The following is a 22427-nucleotide window of genomic DNA, read 5'->3' on the forward strand; positions in this document are numbered from 1 at the left end:
TATTTATTCACCCTTAATTAATTGGCGCTTAATCAAGTACTCCCTTAATGGTTTATGTAAAGCCTCCTCAACTATCCCCTTAGTGTTTATGAATGCTGAGAATGCCTTAGGTATCCTACTTACCACATCCATTGGGGTTAAGTGGTAACCCAACTCTAATGCGGCTAAGTCACCTGCAACACCTGTTATGAATGCTGCTATGGCTGCAGCCTCAAGGGTATCATTAACCCTATGAAGCATTGTTGCTAAAACCCCCGTTAATACATCACCGGTTCCACCAACAGTCATACCTGGATTACCGGTCATGTTTAGCTTAATCCTTGAGCCGTCGCTTACAATATCTGTGTTGCCCTTAAGGAGAATTACGCTACCTGGGCAGCATTTAGAAACCTGCTCCTTAAGCCATTGCCCTGCTTCAATTGGGTTAAGTTTAGGTACATCAATACCCAATAACTCCCTTAACTCTCCAGCATGCGGAGTAAGTACTACACCTGGCTTAAGTAGGTTAAGCCTCTTCCCAATTCCAATTGCCTTTATCGCGTCAGCATCAATAACAATCCTCTTACCTAGCTTAACCGCGGTCTCAAGTATTATGTAGACTGCCTCCATTGTTGCCTTCTCAAGTCCTAATCCAGGACCTATGGCAACCACATTAGCCCTCTCAATACCTCTAAGTACTGGTCCAATATTATCCTTACTTAAAAACTCACCTTCAAGTGGTACCGCTATTAAGTTTGGCGTCTGGGATCTAATATCATGCGCAACATCATGGGGTGCATAGACTATCGGTAAGTCAGCCCCCGTTATTAATGAGGCTAACGCAGTCAACATTATGGCTCCAGTGTAGTCTCTTGAACCCCCTATTATGGCTATTCTACCGAATTCACCCTTCTTAGAGTCAAGTTTCCTGGCATATGTTAAGTAATTTAAGTCACCAGGCCCAACTATTAACTCAGCCTCCTTTGGGATGCCTATGTCGATCACCACCAGTTCACCAACATATGGCTTAGCCTTATCGGTAATGAGCCCACGCTTAGCCTTATGCATGGTTACTGTTAAATCAGCCTTAACAGCCTTGTCAGTAACATCACCAGTATCAGGATCCATACCTGATGGTATATCAACAGCAACCTTAGGCGCCTTTGACATGTTTATTAGGTCTATCGCCGCTGAGGCAGGCTGCCTAACCCTACCCTTAACGCCGATACCTAGGATTGCATCAATAATCACGTCAGCCCACTTAATGAAGTAATCTTGGTAGGATAATAATTCTAACTCATCCCTAGCCTCCATTATTCTACATCCCAGTAGGTTTAAGCATATCTTAAGGTTAGTGGCGGCAGGCTCCTCCCTCATGTCACTAACCCTACCTAGTAGTATAATCACAACATCCTTACCCCAATTGTAAAGGTACCTACCAGCCACAATACCATCCCCACCATTATTGCCTAAACCAGCCACAACAAGTATCCTGGTTGCGTTTGGCCATCTTGAGGTTATGATTTGCGCAACACCCCTACCGGCATTCTCCATTAATATTCTACTGTCAATGCCTAAGTACGTGGTGTTGGCATCCAGAACCCTCATCTCTAATACTGATATTGCCTCACTACTCATGTTAATTAAGCCCACAGTCCAGGTATATTACAGTATCGCATCAACGCTAATGAACTCACGCTCTTTGGGTTCAATGTGAATAATATTATTCGCCACTAAGATTAACATGAGGAAGTGATTGATTAACATTTAGGTATAGTTAAGGCCTCATACCCCTATTGCCTTATGAAGCCTCATCCATACGCTTAACGCTACTGCGGCAGTAATAATTACTGTGATAACTGGGTTAATAGCCAGTGGCTGCCTCACTATTAATACTATATGAGCATTATTAACAACTGCATATGTTAGGGAAGCTATTACGCTCATTATTAGTGTTATTAAGGCTATGAAGAAGCCTAAAACACGCCTCACATAATTAATACTGGTTAAGTAAAATAGTGATGTAAGGATAGGTGCTGTAGCCCAAGTAATAATCCTAATCATTGAAATTAACCCTAGTAGGCCTGCTAATGTAAGCCCCATAGCCACCACGGCTACAACCATGAAACTAACGTAAACCGCATTAATTCCCCTGAAGTATGCCTTAGCGTACTCAGCATAATTATTCTCAATGCCAGGTAATTCACCTGAGTATAATGTTAAAGTTAAGTTAACCACCATTGGTTTAGTTAAGTTAATAGCCATGCTTGAGAAGCCACCCCCTTCATAGGCGGTTAATGCATATGAACCACAAGGTAAGGTTAAATTTAACGCCCCTTCAACATTAGGTATAATTAATTCACCCTGATTACCTAACACTACCACGTTTGAACCCTTCGGAGCATTTACAGTAAGCCTGCATGTGGTGGAGTTAGGCGGCATCATTGGCTTTAGTAATGGGTTCACAGTAATATTAAGGTCCTTAGGCACCTCACCCACTGGTACTGGGGTTTCATTAATGATTGCGTATATTACGTAGTAGTTAAGCGGTAGGTTAATTTCATTAACCCCCGGCTTCAATGAACCGTAATTAACTAGGTAACTTAACCCTAGGTAACTGTACTGAATATTAATGCTCCTGTTAAGCTTATTAACTATGGTTACGTTAATACCATGCCTAATGAACCATAATGCCCTTCCCCAGTATCCACTAGGTATGAGTATCATTGTTGCTGAACCGTAGCCGGCATTTGATAGTGATTGAGTTAAATTCATACTACATATTAAATATGGCTCATTACCCCTAACAATAATTAATACTGGTATGGTGACTTGCCTAATGTAGCTTGTTAATAAATGGAGCCCAGGCCTAATACCCATTATTGTGCCTGCGTAGCATATTGACCCAGTTATGTTAGTGAAGCCTAGAATCATAACCACGTGCCTATAATCAAGTAGCGCTAAGGCAGCTACTATTGGGATATTCTTAACTCCTAATTGGTTTAAGGCATATGAAACACTTAAGGGCACTACACCAGTGAATGGCATTAAGGAACCTCTCCCTGTTATTGCATGCATACTGAATGGGACGCCTATTAATGTTAACCCTGCATAGGTTAATGAAGCCAGTAGCGCTAAACCATATGCTAATAACCCAGTTAGTAACGCAGTTGACACCACATGGCCCATTACCCTCCTAAGCATCAGTACCATGAGCTTCTTCTCCATGAAATCACCAGTATTGTTAACATTGGTAGTAGAATTATTATAAGTGGCTCAATTAACACTACTATTGGGCTACTGAGATTAATGCTAATGACTTTCTCCATACTTAGGAATAACTTAATTAAAATATACTCAACCACCACTATGATTACGTATGATGCTGCAATGATTAATGGTATATAGGCTACTGCAGCAATAGCCCAGCCATCAATCATTAGCCTAAGTCGCTTGAAGGCATCAGTTAAGTAATTAAGGTAATTCAATGAAATGTAAATTGATGATAATGCAATAATCGCTGTGAATATTAGGTAAATTAATGTTGTGTAGCCTGCTAATTCATTGAATAATTTGGCTGTGAAGTAGGCTGAGGGATTCTGAGGTATGATTAAGGTTCCATTGATAATACTGCTTGAATTAGTAAACTTAATTATAATTGGATAACCATAATAGTATTCCCTAATTAAGGTGCAGTTTAATGCCTGCGCCACTTGAGTGCTTAGATTCCCTGGTGCTTCACTAAGCATTAAGCATTCATTGTCCTTAACATGGATTCCATATAAGCCTGCGTAGGCTGTGTTAATTATGTAGAATGATACCTTAATCCCATTCACTGTAAGTACCCCGTAATTCACTGAGACTTTAATTAGGCTACCATTATACTGCTGGTTATAGGCTACCGCATAGTGGGCTATTATTACTGAAATTAAGGCTATTGATGATGCTATTGAGAAGAGTAAATACCTTAACGTGAATGCCCTTAAACCTACGTGTATTGCCTTAAGCTTAAGCCTAGTATTACGCATGAATAACCGCACCTACGGTGGTTAACTCAAGGTACTCTACGTAGGCAGCTATGAAGAGTATTACCACTGATAGGAGTAGCCTAAGTACCCAATGAGTCAGGATTATGCTCAAGGACCTCCGCTTAATTACATTCACTGAGGTGTCAACTGAATTATAGGCTGATAATGAGTATGAGAATAATTCCAGTAATCCATGAGGTAATATGGCTGATGAAACATACGCTAAAATAAGGTATAGTACGCTAACGCCAATGCTACTGACCACAATGTAGCCAAGCGCGATTCCTGTGAATCCAATTAAAATAACATACATTATTGGGCCTATGAATGGTATATTCATTATTAAGTTAAGGCTGAGGTTATGAGTGAATATTACCATGTATGATGGGTGCCGCGCAATGTTTTCAAGCTCCTGTAACTCACTCTTACTCAGCACTTGAATACCCCTTAATGACATTAAGTAACCGATAACCTCACCCACCGCTAAAATTAAGAATGTCGTTAAGTAGTAGATTAATACTCTTCTTGTTAAAACATGCTGCATCCTAAGCACCATAGGTTACCCTTAGTTTCAGGGTTTTTGTCCTTTTCCATAATACAATAACGGTAATTAATGGGAATCAGTAATTACCCCGCTATTATGAATTCCCTGAGGCAACTTACTTAATTTAATGAATTTAAGGAAGCGTTATTTAACAATGAATTTGCGTTAATGAATATAGTGCAATATAACTATAGCCTGCTTATTCTGTATAGCATGAATAATCCCACTAGGCTCAGTAATGTTGATACCAGCAATGGTAAGGCAATGTGGTAATCAATATTACGCATCACCCACCAGTAGTAGTATGATGATAGAAGTATCATGCTTTGAACCAGGAATAGGAATGCAGCTGAGATTAATAATTTACCAACAGGTGTAAAGCCTGTATCCAAGTATTCTCTTAGAATGAACGCCACTAGGATTGTTTGAACCACTACCAATATTATATTAATCATCCACAATAAGTCGTTTACAGTCATATAGTAGGAAGCGGTTGGAGTTAATATATAAAGATTTTTCAACCTTAAAGCCGAATTACACTCTCCTACCCCTCCTACCTCCAGGTGGCCTAATGGTATCATGGGGTATTGGAGTAACATCCTCGATTCTACCAATTATCATGCCTGCCCTAGCCAAAGCCCTAATAGCCGCCACAGCACCTGGCCCTGGAACCTTAAGCCCATATCCACCAGGACCCCTAACCTTAACATGAACAGCATTAATGCCCCTTGCCATGGCTATTTGAGCCGCCTTATAGGCAGCCATCATTGCTGCATACGGGCTTGGCTTATCCCTATCAGCCTTAACAACCTGCCCACCACTAACCCTAGCCACAGTCTCGCCTCCCGTTAAATCAGTGATAATTATCATAGTGTTATTGGAGCTTGCGTAAATGTAAGCAATACCCCACCTAAGCTTCCTCAACTGCTGCACCTGCTGGGGTGTAGTTTGAGTTACAGGTTGCTGAACCTGCTCCTGTGCTTCCCCCTGAGCCTGCTGGGTGGCTTCCTGTTCATTGGATGATGCTTCAGTAGGCACAATAACCGCATTCCCTAAGTGTTTATAAAGATATTTTCCACAAGCCATCGTGATGCTTAGGGAACTTGGTGAAGATAAGCTAATTAGAATAATGCAGTCACTGATTGGGTTAAAGTACCCTAATGCCAATAATGATGTATCATATGTTGAGTTACCTAATGTAGGCTTACTTACCCTTAAAATTGACGGTGGCTCATTATCAAGAACTAAGGCAGACTTCATGACTTACTATGACGTAGGCTGGAGAACAACCATTGGAGCAGCCTCAGACCTGTTTGTTAAATTAGCTAAACCAGTAGCATTAGTTACGTCATTAACCCTCAGGGGGGATCATAGTGAAGTTGAATTGGAGGAGTTGATTAAGGGTATTAATGATGCAGCCAAGGCTATTGGCGCCGATTACATTGGTGGTGACTTAAATGAGGGTAATGATGATGTATTAGACGTTGCATTACTTGGGATTGCAAGTAAACCTATAGGTAGGGTGCCTCAGTTAGGTGACGTGTTAGTTACAATACCTGAATTCGGTTTCACTGGGTTAGTCTTTAAACTCTGGTATAGCGGCTTACTTAATAATTACACTAATGACCCAATTATAGTTAAGGGGATTGAATTAACCAGAAGGCCAAAGCCCTGGATGCCTAGTTATGAATTAATCAATAGAATTAACTGCATTAATGCATCAATGGATTCAAGCGATGGCTTAGGGAGGGTTTTGCATGAAATGGGTAAGGGCGTTAAGATAAGGGTTTACTCATTACCTGTTAATGGTGATGTTGAATTAGCCTGCCGTAGATACAGCCTAAGCCTAGAGGAGGTGATTTTTAATGGTGGTGAGGAGTACTTACCCGTATTTTCAATAAAGCCGGAATGCCTAGGCTATTTTAAGGCTATGGGATTCATGGACTTCGCTAAAGTGGAGGAGGGTAGTGGCGTGTACTTGGATTCAAGGGAACTTAAGTACAGGGGGTGGGTTTACTTCACTAAACCAAGTTACTAACCCCTTAAGGTTCAGTTAAGGAAAATTTAAATAATAAATAAAGCAGTAATGCAGCCATGGTGAGGGGCCTATTCATAGGTAGGTTTCAGCCGCCGCATTGGGGCCATATTTGGGCCATTAAGGCTATCCTAAGTGATGTTAATGAAGTCATAGTTGTCTTGGGGTCAGCTCAATTCAACTATATAGAAAAGGACCCCTTCACTGTTGGGGAGAGGATATGGATGCTTAGGGAAGGGTTAAGGGAGGGTGGAGTTGACCTCAGTAGGGTTATAATAGTCCCAGTACCTAATATTGAGAACAATGCCGCTTGGTTAAGCTACATTAAATCCTACTTACCTCCATTTCAAGTAGCCTATACGGGTAATCCATTTGTAGCCATGCTGCTTAAGGAAGGTGGAGTTGAAGTTAGGCAGCAGCCAATCTTCGATAGAGGTAAGTATGTGTCAAGTAGGATTAGGGAAATGATGATTAAGGGTGACTCAACCTGGAGGGAACTCGTACCAAGCTCAGTGGCTAAGATAATAGATGAGGTTAAGGGCGTTGAGAGGCTTAGGATCATAATTACTGGTGAGGCTGAGCCCCATAAATGGTAATCATGCTACGGCATCTTCATAAATAACCATAGGGCTTAAGTTACAGATAGGGTTAACACCCTAATTAAACATCAACCTCTCTCAAAATTATTGATCATTGTTAAAGTCTTAACGCATTTGATGAGTGGTTTATTCATGTTCATCGTAATGCATTAATAGGTTAACGTACTCATAAGTAAGCATGGAGGTGAATATCGTAGGCCTAATAGATAACACGTACTTAAGGCCCTATGGCTCCACGAGGGAGGTTGAGGCCTTGATTGAGGATACTGCCAAGTATGGTGCGTATTCAATAGTAGTAAACCCAGTATTCCTTCGATACGCCAGGGAATATATGGCGCGTAAGGGCTACAATTTTAAGGTTGCTACAGTTATTGACTTCCCATTTGGCACCAACACCACTGAGGCTAGGGTTGATGCCATTAAACACTATTCACAATACGCGGATGAGTTCGATGTAGTAGTGCCAATGGGCCTTGTTAAGTCTAGGCTATGGAGTGAAGTTGAGTATGATATCGATACCGTAGTTGAGGCTGCGCATAGGGAGGGTAAGGTCATTAAGATAATTGTTGAAGACGCCTACACAACAGGGGAGGAGAAGCTTGAATTATATAGGATTGTAATTCAGTCTGGGGCTGATTTCATAAAGACAAGTACGGGATTTGAGGAGCGGGATTACGCTGAGAAGCTTGGTAACAGGACTGGTGCTCAGATTGAGAATGTTAGGTTAATGGCAGAGTTATCTAGGAGGTATAATCCTAGGATTGGAATTAAGGTTGCTGGCGGCATAAGGACATACCAGCAGATCCTTGATTTAATGAGAGCGGCTGAGAGGGAACCTGAACCGAGGAGATTTAGGGTTGGTACTAGCCACATAATGAGTATTATTGAAAGTATGAAGAATATTCGTTAGTTAAGTAATTAATCAATATTGGAGGAGAGTATTAATAAGGTGGGAAGTATTCAATTACTGCATGTAGTCAACGTAGTTCAGTGCGATTAGGGGTTATGTGGGTATTTCAGTAACATTGCTAGTACTGTAGTTCTATGGCATTAAGACTAGGGGGAGATTATGAACACTTTTGATATTAGTGGGGATGCTAAGTATATTGCAAGCACTATTGCTGTTATGGCTATTGCATGCTTAAAGCCAGCAGACAGCTCCCCCTCACCTAGTTTACCCGCTACTAAACCCATTATGAATGAGTCAACAACGGTGGTTAGGGCGAAGCTACCTATAACATAGTTAACGTAGTATTGAGGAATATGCAGGAGGACGCTAGATAAGTTAACTACAGTGAATACCATTATTACTAAGGTTAAGGTGAGTATCATTGCCCCAATATAAGGTACGAACCTAAGTGGCTTAAGCCTTGCAAGTAAGTCGTCGTTAATCCTAATCATTAACGATGAGAATGATGCCAGTGACTCAAGGGTCTCAGGGGTTGCTCCACCGTACTCTATGGACTCAAGCAGCAGCCATGCGAAAACCCTAGCGTAATAGGATTTTGTCTTATTCATGAATTCCGATAAGACAACCCTAATTGGTATACCGTACCTAATCTGCTTACTAATGTCCCTAAGGTACCTGGATAAGGCACCATAATCCCTAGTGTCAGCCAGTGTGCTTATAATCTTCTCAGGTGTAAATCCACTCTTACGCAATTCAGTGAAGTCCCTGAGGAAGTCTGAGAAAGCCCTCTCAAGGCTACGCCTCTCAGCAATAACCCTCTCAGCATATAGGGCTGCTGGGGTGTAGGCTACCACTAGGACAATGGCCATGTAGGTTGCGAAATCCAGGCTTACTGGCCCCACGCTTATTGAGTAACCTAAGTCACCGTGAAACACGGAACTGTAGCCAATTAGGAGAGCCACCATGGCTACCATTGATGATACGCCAACCGCTATGTAAGGCCTAACATCAGTGTACGGTACCCTATATATTGAGACTTCACCAAGGTATATGAAGGCTATTGATATTGCTGGGATAACTAATAGGCCGAAGAGTAAATTATTACTGACCGCCTGCTGAAGTGCACCCACTGAATTACCAGTCGGCGTTATTGCTTGGGCTAGGTAAAGCACGTTGAGGCCTATTAGCAGTATAACACCAGCCCCAATGTATGATTCCATTAGTGTTGATAGGAATTCAGCACCCCTCCTTATTTTATCAAGCGTATTGTTAACTATTTCATTGAGCCTTATTTCAAGGTAGTGGAGTATGTCTCCCCCAGTCCTAACGTTAGTTACATAACCCATTATTAGGTTTTGAAATAGGTGGCTTGGCGTACTTAATGCTGCCTCAGTTAAGGCGGTTAACGGATCCATGCCTATTGCCTTATTCTTAACAACAATCTCCCTAGCTATCCTACCTATAGCCTCAAGTAACTTAATGTTGGCTAACCTCTCTATGGCTGATGTTACGCTTAATCCAGATTGAGAAATCATGGCTAAGTATGCGGCGAAGAAGGGGAGTTCTGAGTCAACCTTATATTGAAGGTCAGAGAGCTGCATTTTAGGTAACGCCATCATCATTGCGTAAACTATGAAGGGGAGCATAATCATTACTAAGCCTATGCCTAGAATTATAATGGACTTAACGGTTAAGCCTACTGCATTCATTATTGCCTCAATGCTAGTGTAGGTTAAGTATAATCCGATTGGTATTGAGAATACTGCAGTGATTATTGAAGCAAAGAAGACTCTCGCCATGAATCTCTCAGGCAGCATATAAACCTTAGCATTCTTCAGTATCCTCTCAAGCCGTTCCCCCCGCCTCTTAACATACCAGTTAACTAGTGGTCCAGTAATCATTAATGATAATTCATCAAAGTCCACTAGTATTACTCTAGTATTTGCTTATAAAGTTTACTTAAGAAGTAACCTTCAGGCAGGCATGTGGTTCATATGTATGAGTATGCGCATTCCATTAACTCCTTAATATTGATTTAGTTTTAATGCCCACCACTGAGTGGCGCTTTATGATTATGCTTAAACTGCCTTAGTAGCCAATCCTATGCCCATCATGGTTTAGGCAATGCCTAAGGGAGCAGCCTTCAAGAAAGTGCACTGGGAAATAACTAACAATCCTAATTCTTTAGAGGCAAATTAATTTAATGCTTTACGCTTATACTGCTTTAACCATTAAGGTAATCTAGGATGCTTGAACCACCCTTATTAATACTGAATGCCTTAGCTAAGTCCTCCTTAATCACGCTCCTCACTGACGGATTATATAACGCGGCTGCTGGGTGGTAAGTGGGGTAAACATCTGCATTAACTCCAGCAATGTTAATCTTAAATACCTTACCCCTAACTTTAGTTAATTCACTGAAGCTTAAACCGTTGAGGCTAAGTATTACTCTTGTACTATGCCTGCCTAAGGTTATTATCTTCCTAGGCCTCACCGCTGCTATTTGCCTAATTAAATATGGTTTACAGGCATTAATCTCCTCCTCAGTTGGATCCCTATTATTAGGTGGCCTACACTTAACAACATTAGTTATATATAAGTTACCCCTACTAATCCCAATCTCATGAAGTAACTCATCAAGTAGCTTCCCAGCAGCACCGACAAATGGCCTACCAGTCTCATCCTCAACCCTACCTGGCGCCTCCCCAATTAACATGACCTCAGCCCTTGGATTACCCTCACCAGGCACAGCCTTCTTCCTACTTAAATATAGGGGGCACTTCCTGCAGCTACTTACCTCAGCATTAATTCTAGCTAGCTCGCTATCTTCCTTATTCTGCTGCTCACTACTATGATTCATAGCATCCACAGGACTGGTTAAACCCCACTCCTCCCTATTTAAGGGTTAGAGATACCCACTACACTATTATTCCTTAAATCATTAAGCCTATGCCCTCTTAATGCTTCTTAATTGAATTATTCTTAAGCATAATTTTTATAAGCATAAGGTATCTATTTAAATCTGATGAGGAGCGTTTGCCCATTGCTTAAAAAGACTGAGGGAGGCTACATTTGCGGTGCGGTTAATCGCACCGTTAATCCTGAGGCTTGGTACTGCTTCATGGACTACCCATCATGCCCACTATACATTAATTACATTAGGAGGCAGAAGGGGCAGGAAACCCAAGCTGTAGCTCAGACTCAGCAGGTAACAACGGAGGTTAAGCCAATAGTTACCGTTACCCAGCAGGCGCCAGCTAGGACAGCCATTAGTGAACCTGAGGATGAGGCTGTCAGTAAGTTGAGGAGTATACTTGATTCAATGCAGGGAAGGGTTAAATCACTTGATGAGTTGTGGAAGGATTATGAGGATAAGGCCAATACCGCCAAGGGTGAGTTGGATAGGAATGAACACTTGATAATGCAGTACATAGCTTCCCTTGAGGGTATTAAGGCTAACCTTGAGGAATCCATTAAGGAACTTGAGTACAGGAGGAGTGCTGGTATTATTGATGAGGAGTCTTACAGTAAGGCTAAGGAGTATGTAGATAAGAGGCTTAGTAATGTCTCCCAGCAGCTCAGTGAGATGAAGGAGATTTTCAATAAGATCCAGGAATCAATACTAACACATTATAAGAGGATTTTATCAGAGAGCACTGAGGCCGCTAAGGTTAAGTTATCCCTGGCCAAGCTTGAGGAACTTTACAGGACAGGTAAAGTAAGTAAGGAGGTTTATGAGAAGATTAAGGCTCAATTAGCGGTAATAGGTGGTCAGTAATGGAGGAGTACATTAACGTATATAGGGAGTTAATTAAGGTTCTTGAGGAGAGGTTCAACCACTATAAGGAGGGGGTTAAGAGGCTTGATGAGGCTTGGATTAGTTATAGGAATGCTGTTAATGACCTTAAGAGGGAGTGGGATAGCGAATACCCGCTCATCGAGTCAAGGGTTAATCAGCTTAGAAATGGGATAGAGGGGTTGAAGAAGCAGATTGAGGAGGTTGAGGTTAAGAGGGAGATTGGTTTGATTGATGATGAATCATATAATAAGTTGATTAATGAATTAAACAACGCCATGGGTGAATTGAGTAAAATGTATGATGAAGCTAGGGGATTATTGAATGAGCTTGAAAGCGGCTTGATGAACCATTGGATAAGGTCAATAGACGTCTCCGCAATATCACAGGACACAGTAGAGAACTTAACTAAGAATCTTGATGAGGCTAAGGCTAATGGGCAGATAAGTGAGGAAACTTACAATAGGCTTAAGAGGGATCTTAACCTACTCATTAAGGCGCTTCAAGCTTACTCACTGCTGCTGAAGAGTTAATGCTAAAAACACTGAGCTAGTAATGGTAAGTATGATTATTGAGGATAAGTTAAGCAGAGTAAGGTCCCTTATTAAGGATAAGGGGGCTTCGGCATTAATCCTAACTAACCCAAGTAACATGGGTTACTTACTTGGCTATGAAGATGGGCTGCTGGCTTACATTGATGATTCGGCAATTAAAGTCATTACCCCATTACTAGACTGGGAGAGGGCTAGGGAGTTAGTTAATGGTAAGGCTGATGTAGTGGCTTACTCAAGTTATAAATTACCCACGGGGGGTAATGTGATTTGGGGTTCTGATGAATTAATTAAGGTAATTACATCATGGATTAAGCCAGGCTCAAGCATACTAATTGACGATTCAAGTAAGCAATTCGTTAGGAAAGCTATTGACGCTGTTAATGCTAAGCCCATTGATGCTTCTGCAGATATTCTTGATGCCAGGTCTGTTAAAACCCCTGAGGAGGTTGAGTTAATTAAGGGGGCAATCAACATAACCCTTAGGGTTTTAAAGGAGTTATATGGGATGAGGATCATTGGGATGAGGGAGAGGGATCTAGCCGCATATATTTACCATGGGTTAATAAGCTACGGCGGAGATGAAGTTGCCTTTAATCCAATAGTCGGCTCAGGTCCAAATGGAGCTAAGCCTCACCATACGCATAGTGATAGGCGTATTGGCATTAATGAAGCTGTGGTAATTGACATTGGCGTACGGTACAGGCTATACTGCTCAGACTTAACTAGGACTTTAGTGACTGGGCCACTTGAGGGTAAGCTTAAGGATGCTTACAATGCTGTTATTGAAGCCTCAAGGAGGGCGATAAGCGTTGTTAAACCGGGGGTTAAGGCAAGTGAAGTTGATGCTGCAGCTAGGGAGGTGATTAATGAGTATGGCTTTGCCTGGGGCTTTATACATAGCCTTGGCCATGGAGTGGGGGTTGAGGTTCATGAGAGGCCAGCGGTTGGGCCTAATAGTAATGACGTGTTGAAGGAAGGTAATGTAATCACCATTGAACCAGGCATCTACATTAAGGATGTGGGTGGTGTTAGGGTTGAGAACATGATTCTAGTTACTGAGAGTGGTGCAGAGGTTTTAACTAGGGATGAGTACGCCTATGTTTAACCATTTAGGCAAAGCTTATTAACAGCCGTTAATATAGCATATTAATGAGGAGTAATATAAAGGTATCAATAGCAGGTGTGGGTAATTGCGCCTCCGCCTTGGTTCAAGGTGTCCAATACTATAGGTTAACTAATGATGCGACTGGCGTAACCTTCAAGGAGATCAATGGGTACAGTATTAGTGATATTAAATTCACTGCGGCCTTTGATGTTGACGCCAGGAAGGTTGGTAAAGATCTGGCTGATGCAATATTCACTCCTCCAAATAATGCCTTAAAGATAATTGACGTAGATAAGACTGGCGTTATTGTTAAGCCAGGGCCACTACTGGATGGCATAGCCCCTGAGCTTGCCGGGTCGCACATACCTGTGGTTGAGGCTAAGGTCGATGATGTGGTTAAAGAGCTGGAATCCACGAATTCCGAAATCCTAATCAATTACCTGCCTACAGGTGCTCAGAAGGCGTCAGAGGCCTACGCTGAGGCTGCATTAAGAGCCGGTGTAGGCTTTGTGAATGCCATGCCTTCTCAAATAGCCACTGCGGAGCAGTGGCAGGCTAAGTTCACTAAGGCTGGCTTACCACTACTTGGTGATGATATTCAGAATCAGTTGGGGGCCACTGTGCTTCATAAAACCATAATGCACCTACTATCATTAAGGGGATTAAAAGTAGTGGGTACGTATCAACTTAACGTTGGTGGAACACCAGACTTCCTTAACTTAAATTATAGGAAGGGGCAGAAGGAGAAGACTAAGACTGCTGCAGTTAAGAAGATGGTTAAGGAGCAGGACTTCGACGCCTACATAACGCCAGTGGCCCACATTGGCTTCCTGGGTGGTAGGAAGAGGGCTCACATGTTTATTGAGGCGCAGGGTTTTGCCGGTGTTCCAGTTAAGATTGAAGTTAGCCTTGAGGTTCATGATCCATGGAATAACGCTGGCGTTATGGTTGATGTATTAAGGTTAATGAAGGTGGCCTTAGATAGAGGCGTTGCTGGCCCGATATATAGTGTTGCCGCTTGGGCTTTTAAGAACCCGCCAGTGCATGCGCCACCTGATGAGGCGTACAATTGGTTAATGGAGTTCATTGAAGGTAAGAGGGATAATTGAATTACCTATTAAATTAAGGCTCCTTAATATACCCATGATTAAAACCTCATTAATAGGTTAACGCTTAAAAATAATCATAAGCATATTCAACCAATGAACAGTATGCATGGTGGTGCCGTGGGGTCAACAATAGTGAATTTCATTAAGGGTAATATTAATGCAGGTAGTGTTATTGCTGATATTGGGTGTGGAACAGGTAGGTTCACTAGTTTAGTAGCACCCATTGCATCACTGGTTTACTGTGTGGATAGTAATGAGGATGCAATTAGTGAGGCTAGGAGGAGCATTAAGTCAAGTAATGTAGTTTTCCTAAATGAGAATGCTGATTCATTATCAATACCTGATCATTCCATTGACGTTGTTCTCCTGGCATTCTCATTCCACGATATGGCTAATAGGGAGGCTGTGGTGAATGAAATTAAGAGGGTAATTAAGCCTGGTGGTAAAGTTATTATTGTTGATTGGGTTAAGGAGAGGACACCAATGGGGCCTCCTGTGGATATTAGGTTAAGTGAGGAGGATTATATTAAGGCTTTTAAGGAATTTAAGCCCCTTCAAGTTAGTAAGGTGAGCCAATACCATTATGGGATTGTGCTTAAGGCCCCTGAAGCTTAATTATTAATCTTAATTATTAATGTAGAGAAATATTTATTAAACCTTTAAACGCAAAACTCATAATGATTACTAATACTACCACGCAAAGCCAAATATTGCTTAGTAATATAAGTAGAATTATTGAATTTAATGCTAGTAAAATAATTGAAAATGTTGAATTAAGATTTGATCAATATATAAGCGTTATAAACGTGGTGCTGAATAATTCAACATACTACACTCAGTCAAATTCAACAGTCGGCATAGCCACTAAGCCTGTGCCTAAAGGTTATGTGCCATTCATATTAATTACATACATAATTTATGCAATATTTATAGTGATTGTGCTAGCTCAATTATTAACAATGATGCATTCTGCGTACGCTAGGTTAAGGGTAATGAAGAATGCGGGATCATCGATTAGTAATGTAGGCTGGTTACCCCTAGTTTCAGTAATAATACCTGTTAAGGGGGAGGGGATTGATGCAATTGAGGATGCCGTTAAGAGGATTATAGGTCTTGACTACCCTAGGGATAAGCTTGAGGTAATAGTGGCCACTGATGATGATGAAGCCACAGCCAATTTAATTAAGAGTACGGTTGAAAGAATAGGCAGGGTTTATGGATTACGAACATTAGTTAACTGGAGGAGTAAACCAATAGGCTACAAGGGTGGCGCCATTAATGAGGCCGCTAAGTTAGCGAGGGGGGATGTTTTACTAATACTTGATGTAGACACAACCCTACCTAGGAATTACTTGAAGGTTGCATTAAACTACCTTAACGAGGGGTATGATGCTGTTGGGGCACCATTCCTGGGTACGCCTAAGGTACCTAATAGCTTCAGTTGGCCCCTAATGATACTATTTAACATACTTAGTGAAATTCAGATCGTTGGTAGGGCTCTTTCTAGGTTTAGAAGGGGATTTTACATGATTATAGGTAATAATCTCTTGATTAGGAGGGAATTCTTCAATAGGATTAATGGATTATGTTACTGTAAGTCCGATGATATTGATATAGCCTTAAGAATATGGTTAATGGGTGGTAGGATAGGAATAATGAATGAGAGAGTATTAACTGAAATACCTAGTACATATAGTGCCTTCAGGTCTCAAACAATAAGATGGGCTACCAATGACATGTGGGCCCTCAAGAGGTACTTCATGGAGATACTTAAGTCAAGGAACAGGGGCGTTATTGATAAGGTAGATGCCTACCTATGGTTACTTAAGTACCCGTTAGTGTACCTAGGTGTTATTTCAATAGTAACAATGATAATAATGCAGGTATTTAACATACTCATACCACCATTACCAATACTGGTACTCTCAATACTTACTGATGTAGTTGGAGTGGCATTACTAATTATGATAATAATGGTTGGGAGGAGAATGAATTACGGTTACTGGGACTTATTTAAATCACTTATTGTTGGTGGATTAACAATGTATGCGTTAACATTCCCATTAATGATATACTTGGCTAAGGCCTTACTAAGTGACTTACCATGGTTGTATACGCCTAAGGCTTCTAAGGCATTATTAAGGCAAAAGTTCATTATTGAACGTTCATCAATAATAGCCTTAATAGTGCTTGGGGTAGTGTTATTTATGATGGGGCATGTGATAGTATCATTATACGTCTTCGCCAATTCATTATTAATACTAATGGGGTACAGGATTGGTACCATTAATCCAGTAAATAGGTTAGGTCATTCAAATAATGATTACATACTAAGTAATTTAGCCAGTAATCTTAATTAACCCATTTAGTGAAAATACCTTTTCAATGATTAGCGCTTAATCATTTAAGTTATTAACCTAGTAAAGACCTAATTGCCCACTATGCCTAAGCCTTATCGTAGTTATGTTAACTATAATCCACGCTAATGCACCTAGCGCTATTATCATGACCAGTGAGTACATTAATTGAATGGAAATCGGCATGTTAATTTCATTAACTCCCAATGCTGATTCCCTCATTAGAATTACTGGATAAGCTATTGGTGAGTACTTATTAATTACCTTAACGTATCCATTAACCTCCCCTGGTATTAAGCCTCCAAACGTTGGCAGTATGAATTGAATAATGTTAGTTATGACCCAATTAGACTTAAGCCTTATCACTAGCATTGAGTAAATCACTGAAATGAATAATAATTCCAGCGTCACTAATACTAGTGATAATATAAGTAATGAGGGATTAATTAGGCTTACCCCAGTGTTAAATAGTATGGCGAAGCTTCCTACTATTACAACTAGGTCCATTAACTCATAGGTAATTAATGATAATCCCCAGCCAATGAAGTGAATTAACAAGTCCTCTCCCCCGGCTAATACGTATTCTAAGACTCCATCATAACCCTCATCCATTATACCGTGGCCAAAAGCCCATAACCATGTTGTGTATAGTGAGAATGTGTATGCAATCCAAAGGAATAATTGAAGATCAATACTGCTTAGTTTAATTACTCCATAACCCCTAAGTGTTAGTATGAAGAATGCTAACCAGAGTGGTGTGGATACTATGAATGCTATATTTTCAGCTGGTTTAGAGAACAGTACCCTAACTCCCCTTTCAAACTCCAGGGCTACTTTACCTAATACCACTCTTAAGTACGCTCCTTTCAATTCTACCATAGGTGAACACCCCAAGCATTAGGTAAGCCACCGTTGAGGCTATTAAGCCGTATAGTAATGCCGAAGCTCCATTACCCATTATTATGCTTATGGTGGTTTGGTAAAGCTGATACATTGGCATAGCCACCACTATTGCGTTAATCCACTTGGGTAATACATATAATGGGTATGTTGCCCCCGAGAGTACTGTTATTAGCGATGTGACTACATTCATTAATGCATCCACATCCCTAATCCTAATTACTACACCTGCTAATGCAAGTCCAATGCCGTAAAGCGGCATTAACCCTATGATTATGATTATCATGGATGGTATTAACCTAATTAATCCGCTTAATCCAAAGGCGCCGTAAATTATAGGTAATGAAGCTACAACATATGCCCCTACGTTAACAAGCACCATCACCATGGATGTAGCGAAAAGCACCATATACATGCTCACTGGAGTAGCCATAAGAGCCTCAAGCCTCCCCCCACTCCTCTCCTCATTAAGGAACCTGGCTCCTGTCTGAACCATTATTACAGACACCATTATTACCTCAAAGCCTATGAATTGCCTAATGAAATCCACACCATTAACCCTAGTGAAGAAGGATGCCATGGCGGCCATACCACCTGCCACTAGGTAAGGCATTATTATCAGGATTATTAAGCCTCCGGGCTCCCTTGAAACTATCTTAAACTCGTTAACCATTATTGCCCAAAATAAGCTAAGTTTATCCGTAATCCTCACTTGGAGACCACCTTAATGTAGGCCTCCTCCAGGGTTGGTTCATTAACTCTGATCCTACTTATTCTAAGTCCATTATCCTCAGCCTCAAGCATTATCCTCCTAAGCTCAGCCACGGGATCAGTGGTCTCAACCCTAATTATGCTGCTTCCTGAATCACCACTCACCTCAGCCTCAATAATATACCTTAAACCAAGCTTATCCTTAATATCCCTCGGTGAACCCTCAACCAAAACCTTCCCCTCACTAATTATGCCAACCCTATCACACACCTCCTCAACCTCCCATAAATTATGGCTGGTTAACAATATTGCCCTCCCCTCCTTCTTAAGGCTCTTAATGAGACTCCTAATTGACCTAGCTGACACTGGATCCAGGCCTATTGTTGGTTCATCTAGGAAAACCACGGGTGGGTCGTGGATTAGGGCCCTGGCTATTGATAACCTAGCCCTCATGCCTAGGCTATACTCCTCATAAGGCCTATTGGCTGCCCAATCAAGGTTAACTAACTTAAGTAATTCCTTACCCCTCTCCTCAGCCTTCGCCCTACTTAATCCATATAACCTACCAAAGTACACCAGGTTCTCGAATCCGCTTAACCTTGAGTAGAATCCCTTATCTGGGTAAAGCACAAGCCCTATAATCCCCCTAACTCTTCCAGCTTCCTTAACTACATCAAAGCCATTAACCCTAGCTAACCCTGAATCCGGTATTAATAATGTTGATAGAATCTTAACCGTGGTAGTCTTACCGGCGCCGTTGGGGCCTAATAAGCCATACACCTCACCCCACTTAATGCTTAATGATACACCGTTTAACGCATTAACCCTAGCCTTCCTCCTCTTAATTAACCCAACCCTCTCATAGCTTATGAAACTTTTCCTAAGGTCAATGGCCTCAACGGCGCTCATTAGCTTTATCCACTGGTTGCTAGGAATTTAAACGTAAGCATAATGCCACTTCACTTAGCCTGCTTACCCTGTTCACTAATCAGCTTATTAATCATACTGAGCGCATTAAGTAGATTAGTTAAGGTTACTGCATAATGATTTACTTCATCAATATCATTGGCCTTAGGTAATTCCCTCGATAATTCCATTATCTTAGAGAAGACCACATCCCTTACATTGATTAAGCCATACTTAATGTTAACCTCCCTCTCCTCCTCCTCACTCTTAACCACGACAACTTCCCTATCACAATTGGCGCAATAGTAGTTACCACTCTTAAGTTTAAGCAACGGCGTCCCACATACTGGGCAAGTATACTGAGTTAACACTGCCCCCTGCCTAATTAATTGAGCCATCTTCTTAGCTACTGAATCCTCCTTAGCCATAATTAATTCAATCGTAGGGGCTATTTAAAAAACAAACTACGTTAGGAACGTAGAACATGTGGTGAAGCCTTAATGAAGCGTACCTTAAACTCACCCATTGAGTAGACCTTATCATAAGTAACTGGTATATTCGTTAGCCTACCGTATTTACCTAAATCTATGCTAAATACATTAGCATCACCGTAAACCTCAACTAAGAGATTATGAAGGGCATCGGCCGTTAAGTTTATTGAATCAACCGCACTATATGCTATCAATGCCCCATCCTTAACGTAAATTGGTATTCTACTTATTGGTGAATATGCAGTAATAGTTGTTGGGCCTTTAATAATATTCATACTCCAGTAATCGTACCAATTTCCTTCAGGTAGGTAAACTGATCTCATATCCCCTGAGAATATGGGTGCTATTAGCATGTACTCACCAAACATGTATTCATCCTCGATGTCTCTAACAGCCTCATCGTTGGGGTAATCCATTACAAGTGGCCTAACGAACGGCTTACCAGCCCTTAAGCCTTCAATTACTTGAGAGTAAATGTATGGTATTAAGGAGTACTTAAACTTAATGAATCCTTTAACTATATTGAAGGCTTCCTCCCCATACCTCCAAGGTTCCCTCTCACTTACCCCATGGAATCTACTATGCGTTAGTAGTAGGCCCATTTGAGCCCACCTAATGTAAAGCTCAACAGTGGGTTTACTAGCGTAGCCGCCAATATCCACACTTGAGTACATTATTCCAGAGGTGGCCATTGATAACACGCCCCTAAGTGATGCAGCCATACCCCTCTCCGTGGAATCAGGATCCCCAGTCCACCTTATTGGGTACTTATGGATACCTAATCCCCCTGACCTACCCCAGACTATTGCCTCCCCCCTCTCACCCTTTATCGCCTCATAAACAGCCCTATTGTAGAGGACTGGGTATAGGTTATGTATGCATGAGTTAACACCTATTGAGTACTCACCCTCCTCAGGAGCTCCTTCTCCGTAGTCGGTTTTAATTGCATCAATACCCAGTTTAAGTAGCCTCCTAATCTCCTCAATATATGCGTTACAAGCTTCACTCCTAGTGAAGTCGACTGCGCCGAAATCATCAGTCAAGTATCTGTATGTGAATAATTCACCACCCTTCCAGGCAGGCATCTCAACCATTGGCCTGCCCCTAACCTTAACTAGGAATCCCCTATTATTAAACTCATTAAACACCCTACTTCCAACTGGGGTGTATGGGTTAACCCATATACTAACCCTGAAGCCTAATTCATGAATCCTCCTAATCATTGATGCTGGGTCAGGGAATCCATCATGCCACTCAAAGGTGCATCCCTGCCCAGTCCAAGGGTACTCTGAGGCTAGTTTAATGTACTTGTCAGGCCACTTAGACTTAATGTAATCAATCAATGGCCTAAAACTCCACCTACCGTTAACCCTATGATACTCCTCAAGCTCTTTCAAGTCCCCTTCACTGAGGCCTAGTTCCCTTAGGAACCTTCTAAGCGACTCCTTAACAGGCCTGAGGGTGTATATTGGGTCTATGTGAATTACGTCACCGGGTAACCCACGCCTCCTAACCTCCTCAGCGAATTTAATAACATCACCCTGAGTCCTATACTCAGAATACATGTACCCAGTATCCCTCCATAAACTATACCAAACACCAAAGGACCATAGGGGTGGTATCTCAGGATGCCCGGTGAGTTCCCAGAATGCCTTAATGATTTTACTTGGTTCATTAGATAGAATTAAGTACATAATAACACTACTGGGTATTACTAATTCCCCAACCCCAAGGTACCTTGAACCAAAGTCAAGAATAACGCGGCAGTAAGTGTCTATAAGCAGTCCATAACCCTCAGTGGACCAGAAGAATGGGTAGGCTACGTAGGTTTTATCATTAGGTAAACCCCCTGGATCAACGACATATACCTCAAGCCTCTGCCCAACTCTATTAAGCCTATTAAACCACTCACCAGCCCCATATATCCCCTCACCCGGCTTTATTGAGAATGGTATATGCAATTCATCACCAACTCTACGGAAGTAACCCCAGCCCACTGCAACTTTATTACTGAATACCACCTTACTATTCCTCGAAATTGTTAGTGATAATGGATTAGTGTCAACAATTATTGAATATTCATTAATACTAGTACTAATGCTCCTAGGCTCAACAGCACCACTGGATTCACTTAACTCAATGCTAAGCGTAGTTGTATTTAATGGTAATCGCCTTATTGTTAAATTATAGGTTAATCCACTTATTAAAACCCTCGCCATTAAAATAACCTCTGCATCCTTCAAGGTAGATTCATTCTCGATGGCGGAGAAGCTTATGGGCTTGCAGGGATTCATAATTGTACACAATATTTCATTTACTTTTAAGTATTTACATCATTGATTTCCTGCATTAATACTAAAGTTTAATGAAGCATGATTAAGTTTGATTTAGATAACACTAGAA

22 protein-coding genes are annotated in these 22427 nt (G+C 41.3%); 9 read left to right on the forward strand and 13 right to left on the reverse strand.

Going from position 1 to position 22427, the window contains the following annotated elements:
* Positions 1-3 precede the first annotated feature (3 nt).
* The 6 genes from BP896_RS07510 to BP896_RS07535 form a co-directional block, all read right to left on the reverse strand.
* Positions 4-1617 (reverse strand): NAD(P)H-hydrate dehydratase, encoded by a 1614-nt coding sequence (locus tag BP896_RS07510; RefSeq protein ID WP_291767218.1) that lies wholly within the window; start codon positions 1615-1617, stop codon positions 4-6.
* 147 nt (positions 1618-1764) lie between these two features.
* The gene (locus BP896_RS07515) at positions 1765-3207 is read right to left on the reverse strand and encodes a hypothetical protein (protein ID WP_291767219.1); all 1443 of its coding nucleotides are present in this window, start codon (positions 3205-3207) and stop codon (positions 1765-1767) included.
* Positions 3183-4007, reverse strand: a complete 825-nt coding sequence (locus tag BP896_RS07520; protein ID WP_291767221.1) for a hypothetical protein — start codon at positions 4005-4007, stop codon at positions 3183-3185. The genes BP896_RS07515 and BP896_RS07520 overlap by 25 nt, the downstream gene beginning before the upstream one ends.
* Positions 4000-4563 carry a stage II sporulation protein M gene (locus BP896_RS07525; RefSeq protein WP_291767222.1) on the reverse strand — a complete coding sequence of 188 codons (564 nt, stop codon included), beginning with the start codon at positions 4561-4563 and terminating at the stop codon, positions 4000-4002. The genes BP896_RS07520 and BP896_RS07525 overlap by 8 nt, the downstream gene beginning before the upstream one ends.
* 176 nt (positions 4564-4739) lie before the next feature.
* On the reverse strand, positions 4740-5030 hold the full coding sequence (locus BP896_RS07530) for a hypothetical protein (RefSeq protein WP_291767224.1): 291 nt from the start codon (positions 5028-5030) through the stop codon (positions 4740-4742).
* A gap of 55 nt (positions 5031-5085) precedes the next feature.
* A complete protein-coding gene (locus tag BP896_RS07535; RefSeq protein WP_291767382.1) occupies positions 5086-5484 on the reverse strand; it encodes a 30S ribosomal protein S11 in 399 nt (132 codons plus the stop codon).
* A 157-nt stretch (positions 5485-5641) separates the two neighbouring features.
* On the opposite strand from BP896_RS07535, the gene BP896_RS07540 reads away from it, so the two are divergent.
* The 3 genes from BP896_RS07540 (at position 5642) to deoC (ending at position 8095) form a co-directional block, all read left to right on the forward strand.
* A complete protein-coding gene (locus BP896_RS07540; protein WP_291767383.1) occupies positions 5642-6589 on the forward strand; it encodes a thiamine-phosphate kinase in 948 nt (315 codons plus the stop codon).
* Positions 6590-6645: 56 nt separating this feature from the next.
* Positions 6646-7182 (forward strand): nicotinamide-nucleotide adenylyltransferase, encoded by a 537-nt coding sequence (locus tag BP896_RS07545; RefSeq protein ID WP_291767225.1) that lies wholly within the window; start codon positions 6646-6648, stop codon positions 7180-7182.
* Positions 7183-7363: 181 nt separating this feature from the next.
* The gene (deoC, locus tag BP896_RS07550; protein WP_291767227.1) at positions 7364-8095 is read left to right on the forward strand and encodes a deoxyribose-phosphate aldolase; all 732 of its coding nucleotides are present in this window, start codon (positions 7364-7366) and stop codon (positions 8093-8095) included.
* A gap of 146 nt (positions 8096-8241) precedes the next feature.
* Here deoC and BP896_RS07555 read toward each other — a convergent pair whose 3' ends face one another.
* Together BP896_RS07555 and udg are read right to left on the reverse strand one after the other, a co-directional pair.
* Complete coding sequence (locus BP896_RS07555) at positions 8242-10020, reverse strand: type II secretion system F family protein (RefSeq protein ID WP_291767228.1); 1779 nt, start codon at positions 10018-10020, stop codon at positions 8242-8244.
* A gap of 299 nt (positions 10021-10319) precedes the next feature.
* Positions 10320-10955: a type-4 uracil-DNA glycosylase gene (gene udg / locus BP896_RS07560; RefSeq protein WP_291767385.1), complete on the reverse strand. Its 636-nt coding sequence runs from the start codon at positions 10953-10955 to the stop codon at positions 10320-10322.
* Positions 10956-11120: 165 nt separating this feature from the next.
* Between udg and BP896_RS07565 the strand changes: the two genes are divergently transcribed.
* From BP896_RS07565 to BP896_RS07590, 6 genes are all read left to right on the forward strand, one after another.
* A complete protein-coding gene (locus tag BP896_RS07565; RefSeq protein ID WP_291767230.1) occupies positions 11121-11873 on the forward strand; it encodes a hypothetical protein in 753 nt (250 codons plus the stop codon).
* Entirely contained in the window at positions 11873-12424 is a 552-nt protein-coding gene (locus tag BP896_RS07570) for a hypothetical protein (RefSeq protein ID WP_291767231.1), read from the forward strand. The genes BP896_RS07565 and BP896_RS07570 overlap by 1 nt, the downstream gene beginning before the upstream one ends.
* A 31-nt stretch (positions 12425-12455) precedes the next feature.
* Positions 12456-13550 (forward strand): M24 family metallopeptidase, encoded by a 1095-nt coding sequence (locus tag BP896_RS07575; RefSeq protein ID WP_291767233.1) that lies wholly within the window; start codon positions 12456-12458, stop codon positions 13548-13550.
* 44 nt (positions 13551-13594) lie between these two features.
* Positions 13595-14659, forward strand: coding sequence for an inositol-3-phosphate synthase (locus tag BP896_RS07580; RefSeq protein WP_291767234.1), 1065 nt, complete (start codon positions 13595-13597; stop codon positions 14657-14659).
* Between the two features lie 93 nt (positions 14660-14752).
* The gene (locus BP896_RS07585; protein ID WP_291767236.1) at positions 14753-15274 is read left to right on the forward strand and encodes a class I SAM-dependent methyltransferase; all 522 of its coding nucleotides are present in this window, start codon (positions 14753-14755) and stop codon (positions 15272-15274) included.
* A gap of 62 nt (positions 15275-15336) precedes the next feature.
* Positions 15337-17019 carry a glycosyltransferase gene (locus tag BP896_RS07590; RefSeq protein ID WP_291767238.1) on the forward strand — a complete coding sequence of 561 codons (1683 nt, stop codon included), beginning with the start codon at positions 15337-15339 and terminating at the stop codon, positions 17017-17019.
* A 57-nt stretch (positions 17020-17076) separates the two neighbouring features.
* Here the strand turns inward: BP896_RS07590 and BP896_RS07595 are convergent, their stop codons facing one another.
* The 5 genes from BP896_RS07595 to BP896_RS07615 are packed head-to-tail and all read right to left on the reverse strand — an operon-like array spanning position 17077 to position 22318.
* A complete protein-coding gene (locus BP896_RS07595) occupies positions 17077-17895 on the reverse strand; it encodes a hypothetical protein (protein WP_291767239.1) in 819 nt (272 codons plus the stop codon).
* The gene (locus BP896_RS07600) at positions 17852-18628 is read right to left on the reverse strand and encodes an ABC transporter permease (protein WP_291767241.1); all 777 of its coding nucleotides are present in this window, start codon (positions 18626-18628) and stop codon (positions 17852-17854) included. Before BP896_RS07600 ends, BP896_RS07595 begins: the two co-directional genes overlap by 44 nt.
* A complete protein-coding gene (locus tag BP896_RS07605) occupies positions 18625-19536 on the reverse strand; it encodes an ABC transporter ATP-binding protein (protein WP_291767243.1) in 912 nt (303 codons plus the stop codon). Before BP896_RS07605 ends, BP896_RS07600 begins: the two co-directional genes overlap by 4 nt.
* A gap of 50 nt (positions 19537-19586) precedes the next feature.
* A complete protein-coding gene (locus BP896_RS07610; protein WP_291767244.1) occupies positions 19587-19961 on the reverse strand; it encodes an Sjogren's syndrome/scleroderma autoantigen 1 family protein in 375 nt (124 codons plus the stop codon).
* A gap of 41 nt (positions 19962-20002) precedes the next feature.
* A complete protein-coding gene (locus tag BP896_RS07615; RefSeq protein ID WP_291767246.1) occupies positions 20003-22318 on the reverse strand; it encodes a TIM-barrel domain-containing protein in 2316 nt (771 codons plus the stop codon).
* Positions 22319-22427: the final 109 nt, after the last annotated feature.

It is taken from the genome of Caldivirga sp. UBA161 (assembly GCF_002506515.1).
Lineage (GTDB): Archaea > Thermoproteota > Thermoprotei > Thermoproteales > Thermocladiaceae > Caldivirga.

Coding starts and splice junctions, on each gene's coding strand:
- BP896_RS07530 (WP_291767224.1), bottom strand. CDS start 5,030: ATGACTGTAAACGACTTATTGTGGATGATTAATATAATATTGGTAGTG.
- BP896_RS07515 (WP_291767219.1), bottom strand. CDS start 3,207: ATGGAGAAGAAGCTCATGGTACTGATGCTTAGGAGGGTAATGGGCCAT.
- BP896_RS07545 (WP_291767225.1), top strand. CDS start 6,646: ATGGTGAGGGGCCTATTCATAGGTAGGTTTCAGCCGCCGCATTGGGGC.
- BP896_RS07520 (WP_291767221.1), bottom strand. CDS start 4,007: ATGCGTAATACTAGGCTTAAGCTTAAGGCAATACACGTAGGTTTAAGG.
- BP896_RS07610 (WP_291767244.1), bottom strand. CDS start 19,961: ATGGCTAAGGAGGATTCAGTAGCTAAGAAGATGGCTCAATTAATTAGG.
- BP896_RS07525 (WP_291767222.1), bottom strand. CDS start 4,563: ATGGTGCTTAGGATGCAGCATGTTTTAACAAGAAGAGTATTAATCTAC.
- BP896_RS07615 (WP_291767246.1), bottom strand. CDS start 22,318: ATGAATCCCTGCAAGCCCATAAGCTTCTCCGCCATCGAGAATGAATCT.
- BP896_RS07580 (WP_291767234.1), top strand. CDS start 13,595: ATGAGGAGTAATATAAAGGTATCAATAGCAGGTGTGGGTAATTGCGCC.
- BP896_RS07575 (WP_291767233.1), top strand. CDS start 12,456: ATGATTATTGAGGATAAGTTAAGCAGAGTAAGGTCCCTTATTAAGGAT.
- BP896_RS07590 (WP_291767238.1), top strand. CDS start 15,337: ATGATTACTAATACTACCACGCAAAGCCAAATATTGCTTAGTAATATA.
- BP896_RS07565 (WP_291767230.1), top strand. CDS start 11,121: ATGAGGAGCGTTTGCCCATTGCTTAAAAAGACTGAGGGAGGCTACATT.
- BP896_RS07510 (WP_291767218.1), bottom strand. CDS start 1,617: ATGAGTAGTGAGGCAATATCAGTATTAGAGATGAGGGTTCTGGATGCC.
- deoC (WP_291767227.1), top strand. CDS start 7,364: ATGGAGGTGAATATCGTAGGCCTAATAGATAACACGTACTTAAGGCCC.
- BP896_RS07540 (WP_291767383.1), top strand. CDS start 5,642: ATGCTTAGGGAACTTGGTGAAGATAAGCTAATTAGAATAATGCAGTCA.
- BP896_RS07595 (WP_291767239.1), bottom strand. CDS start 17,895: ATGGTAGAATTGAAAGGAGCGTACTTAAGAGTGGTATTAGGTAAAGTA.
- udg (WP_291767385.1), bottom strand. CDS start 10,955: ATGAATCATAGTAGTGAGCAGCAGAATAAGGAAGATAGCGAGCTAGCT.
- BP896_RS07585 (WP_291767236.1), top strand. CDS start 14,753: ATGAACAGTATGCATGGTGGTGCCGTGGGGTCAACAATAGTGAATTTC.
- BP896_RS07570 (WP_291767231.1), top strand. CDS start 11,873: ATGGAGGAGTACATTAACGTATATAGGGAGTTAATTAAGGTTCTTGAG.
- BP896_RS07605 (WP_291767243.1), bottom strand. CDS start 19,536: ATGAGCGCCGTTGAGGCCATTGACCTTAGGAAAAGTTTCATAAGCTAT.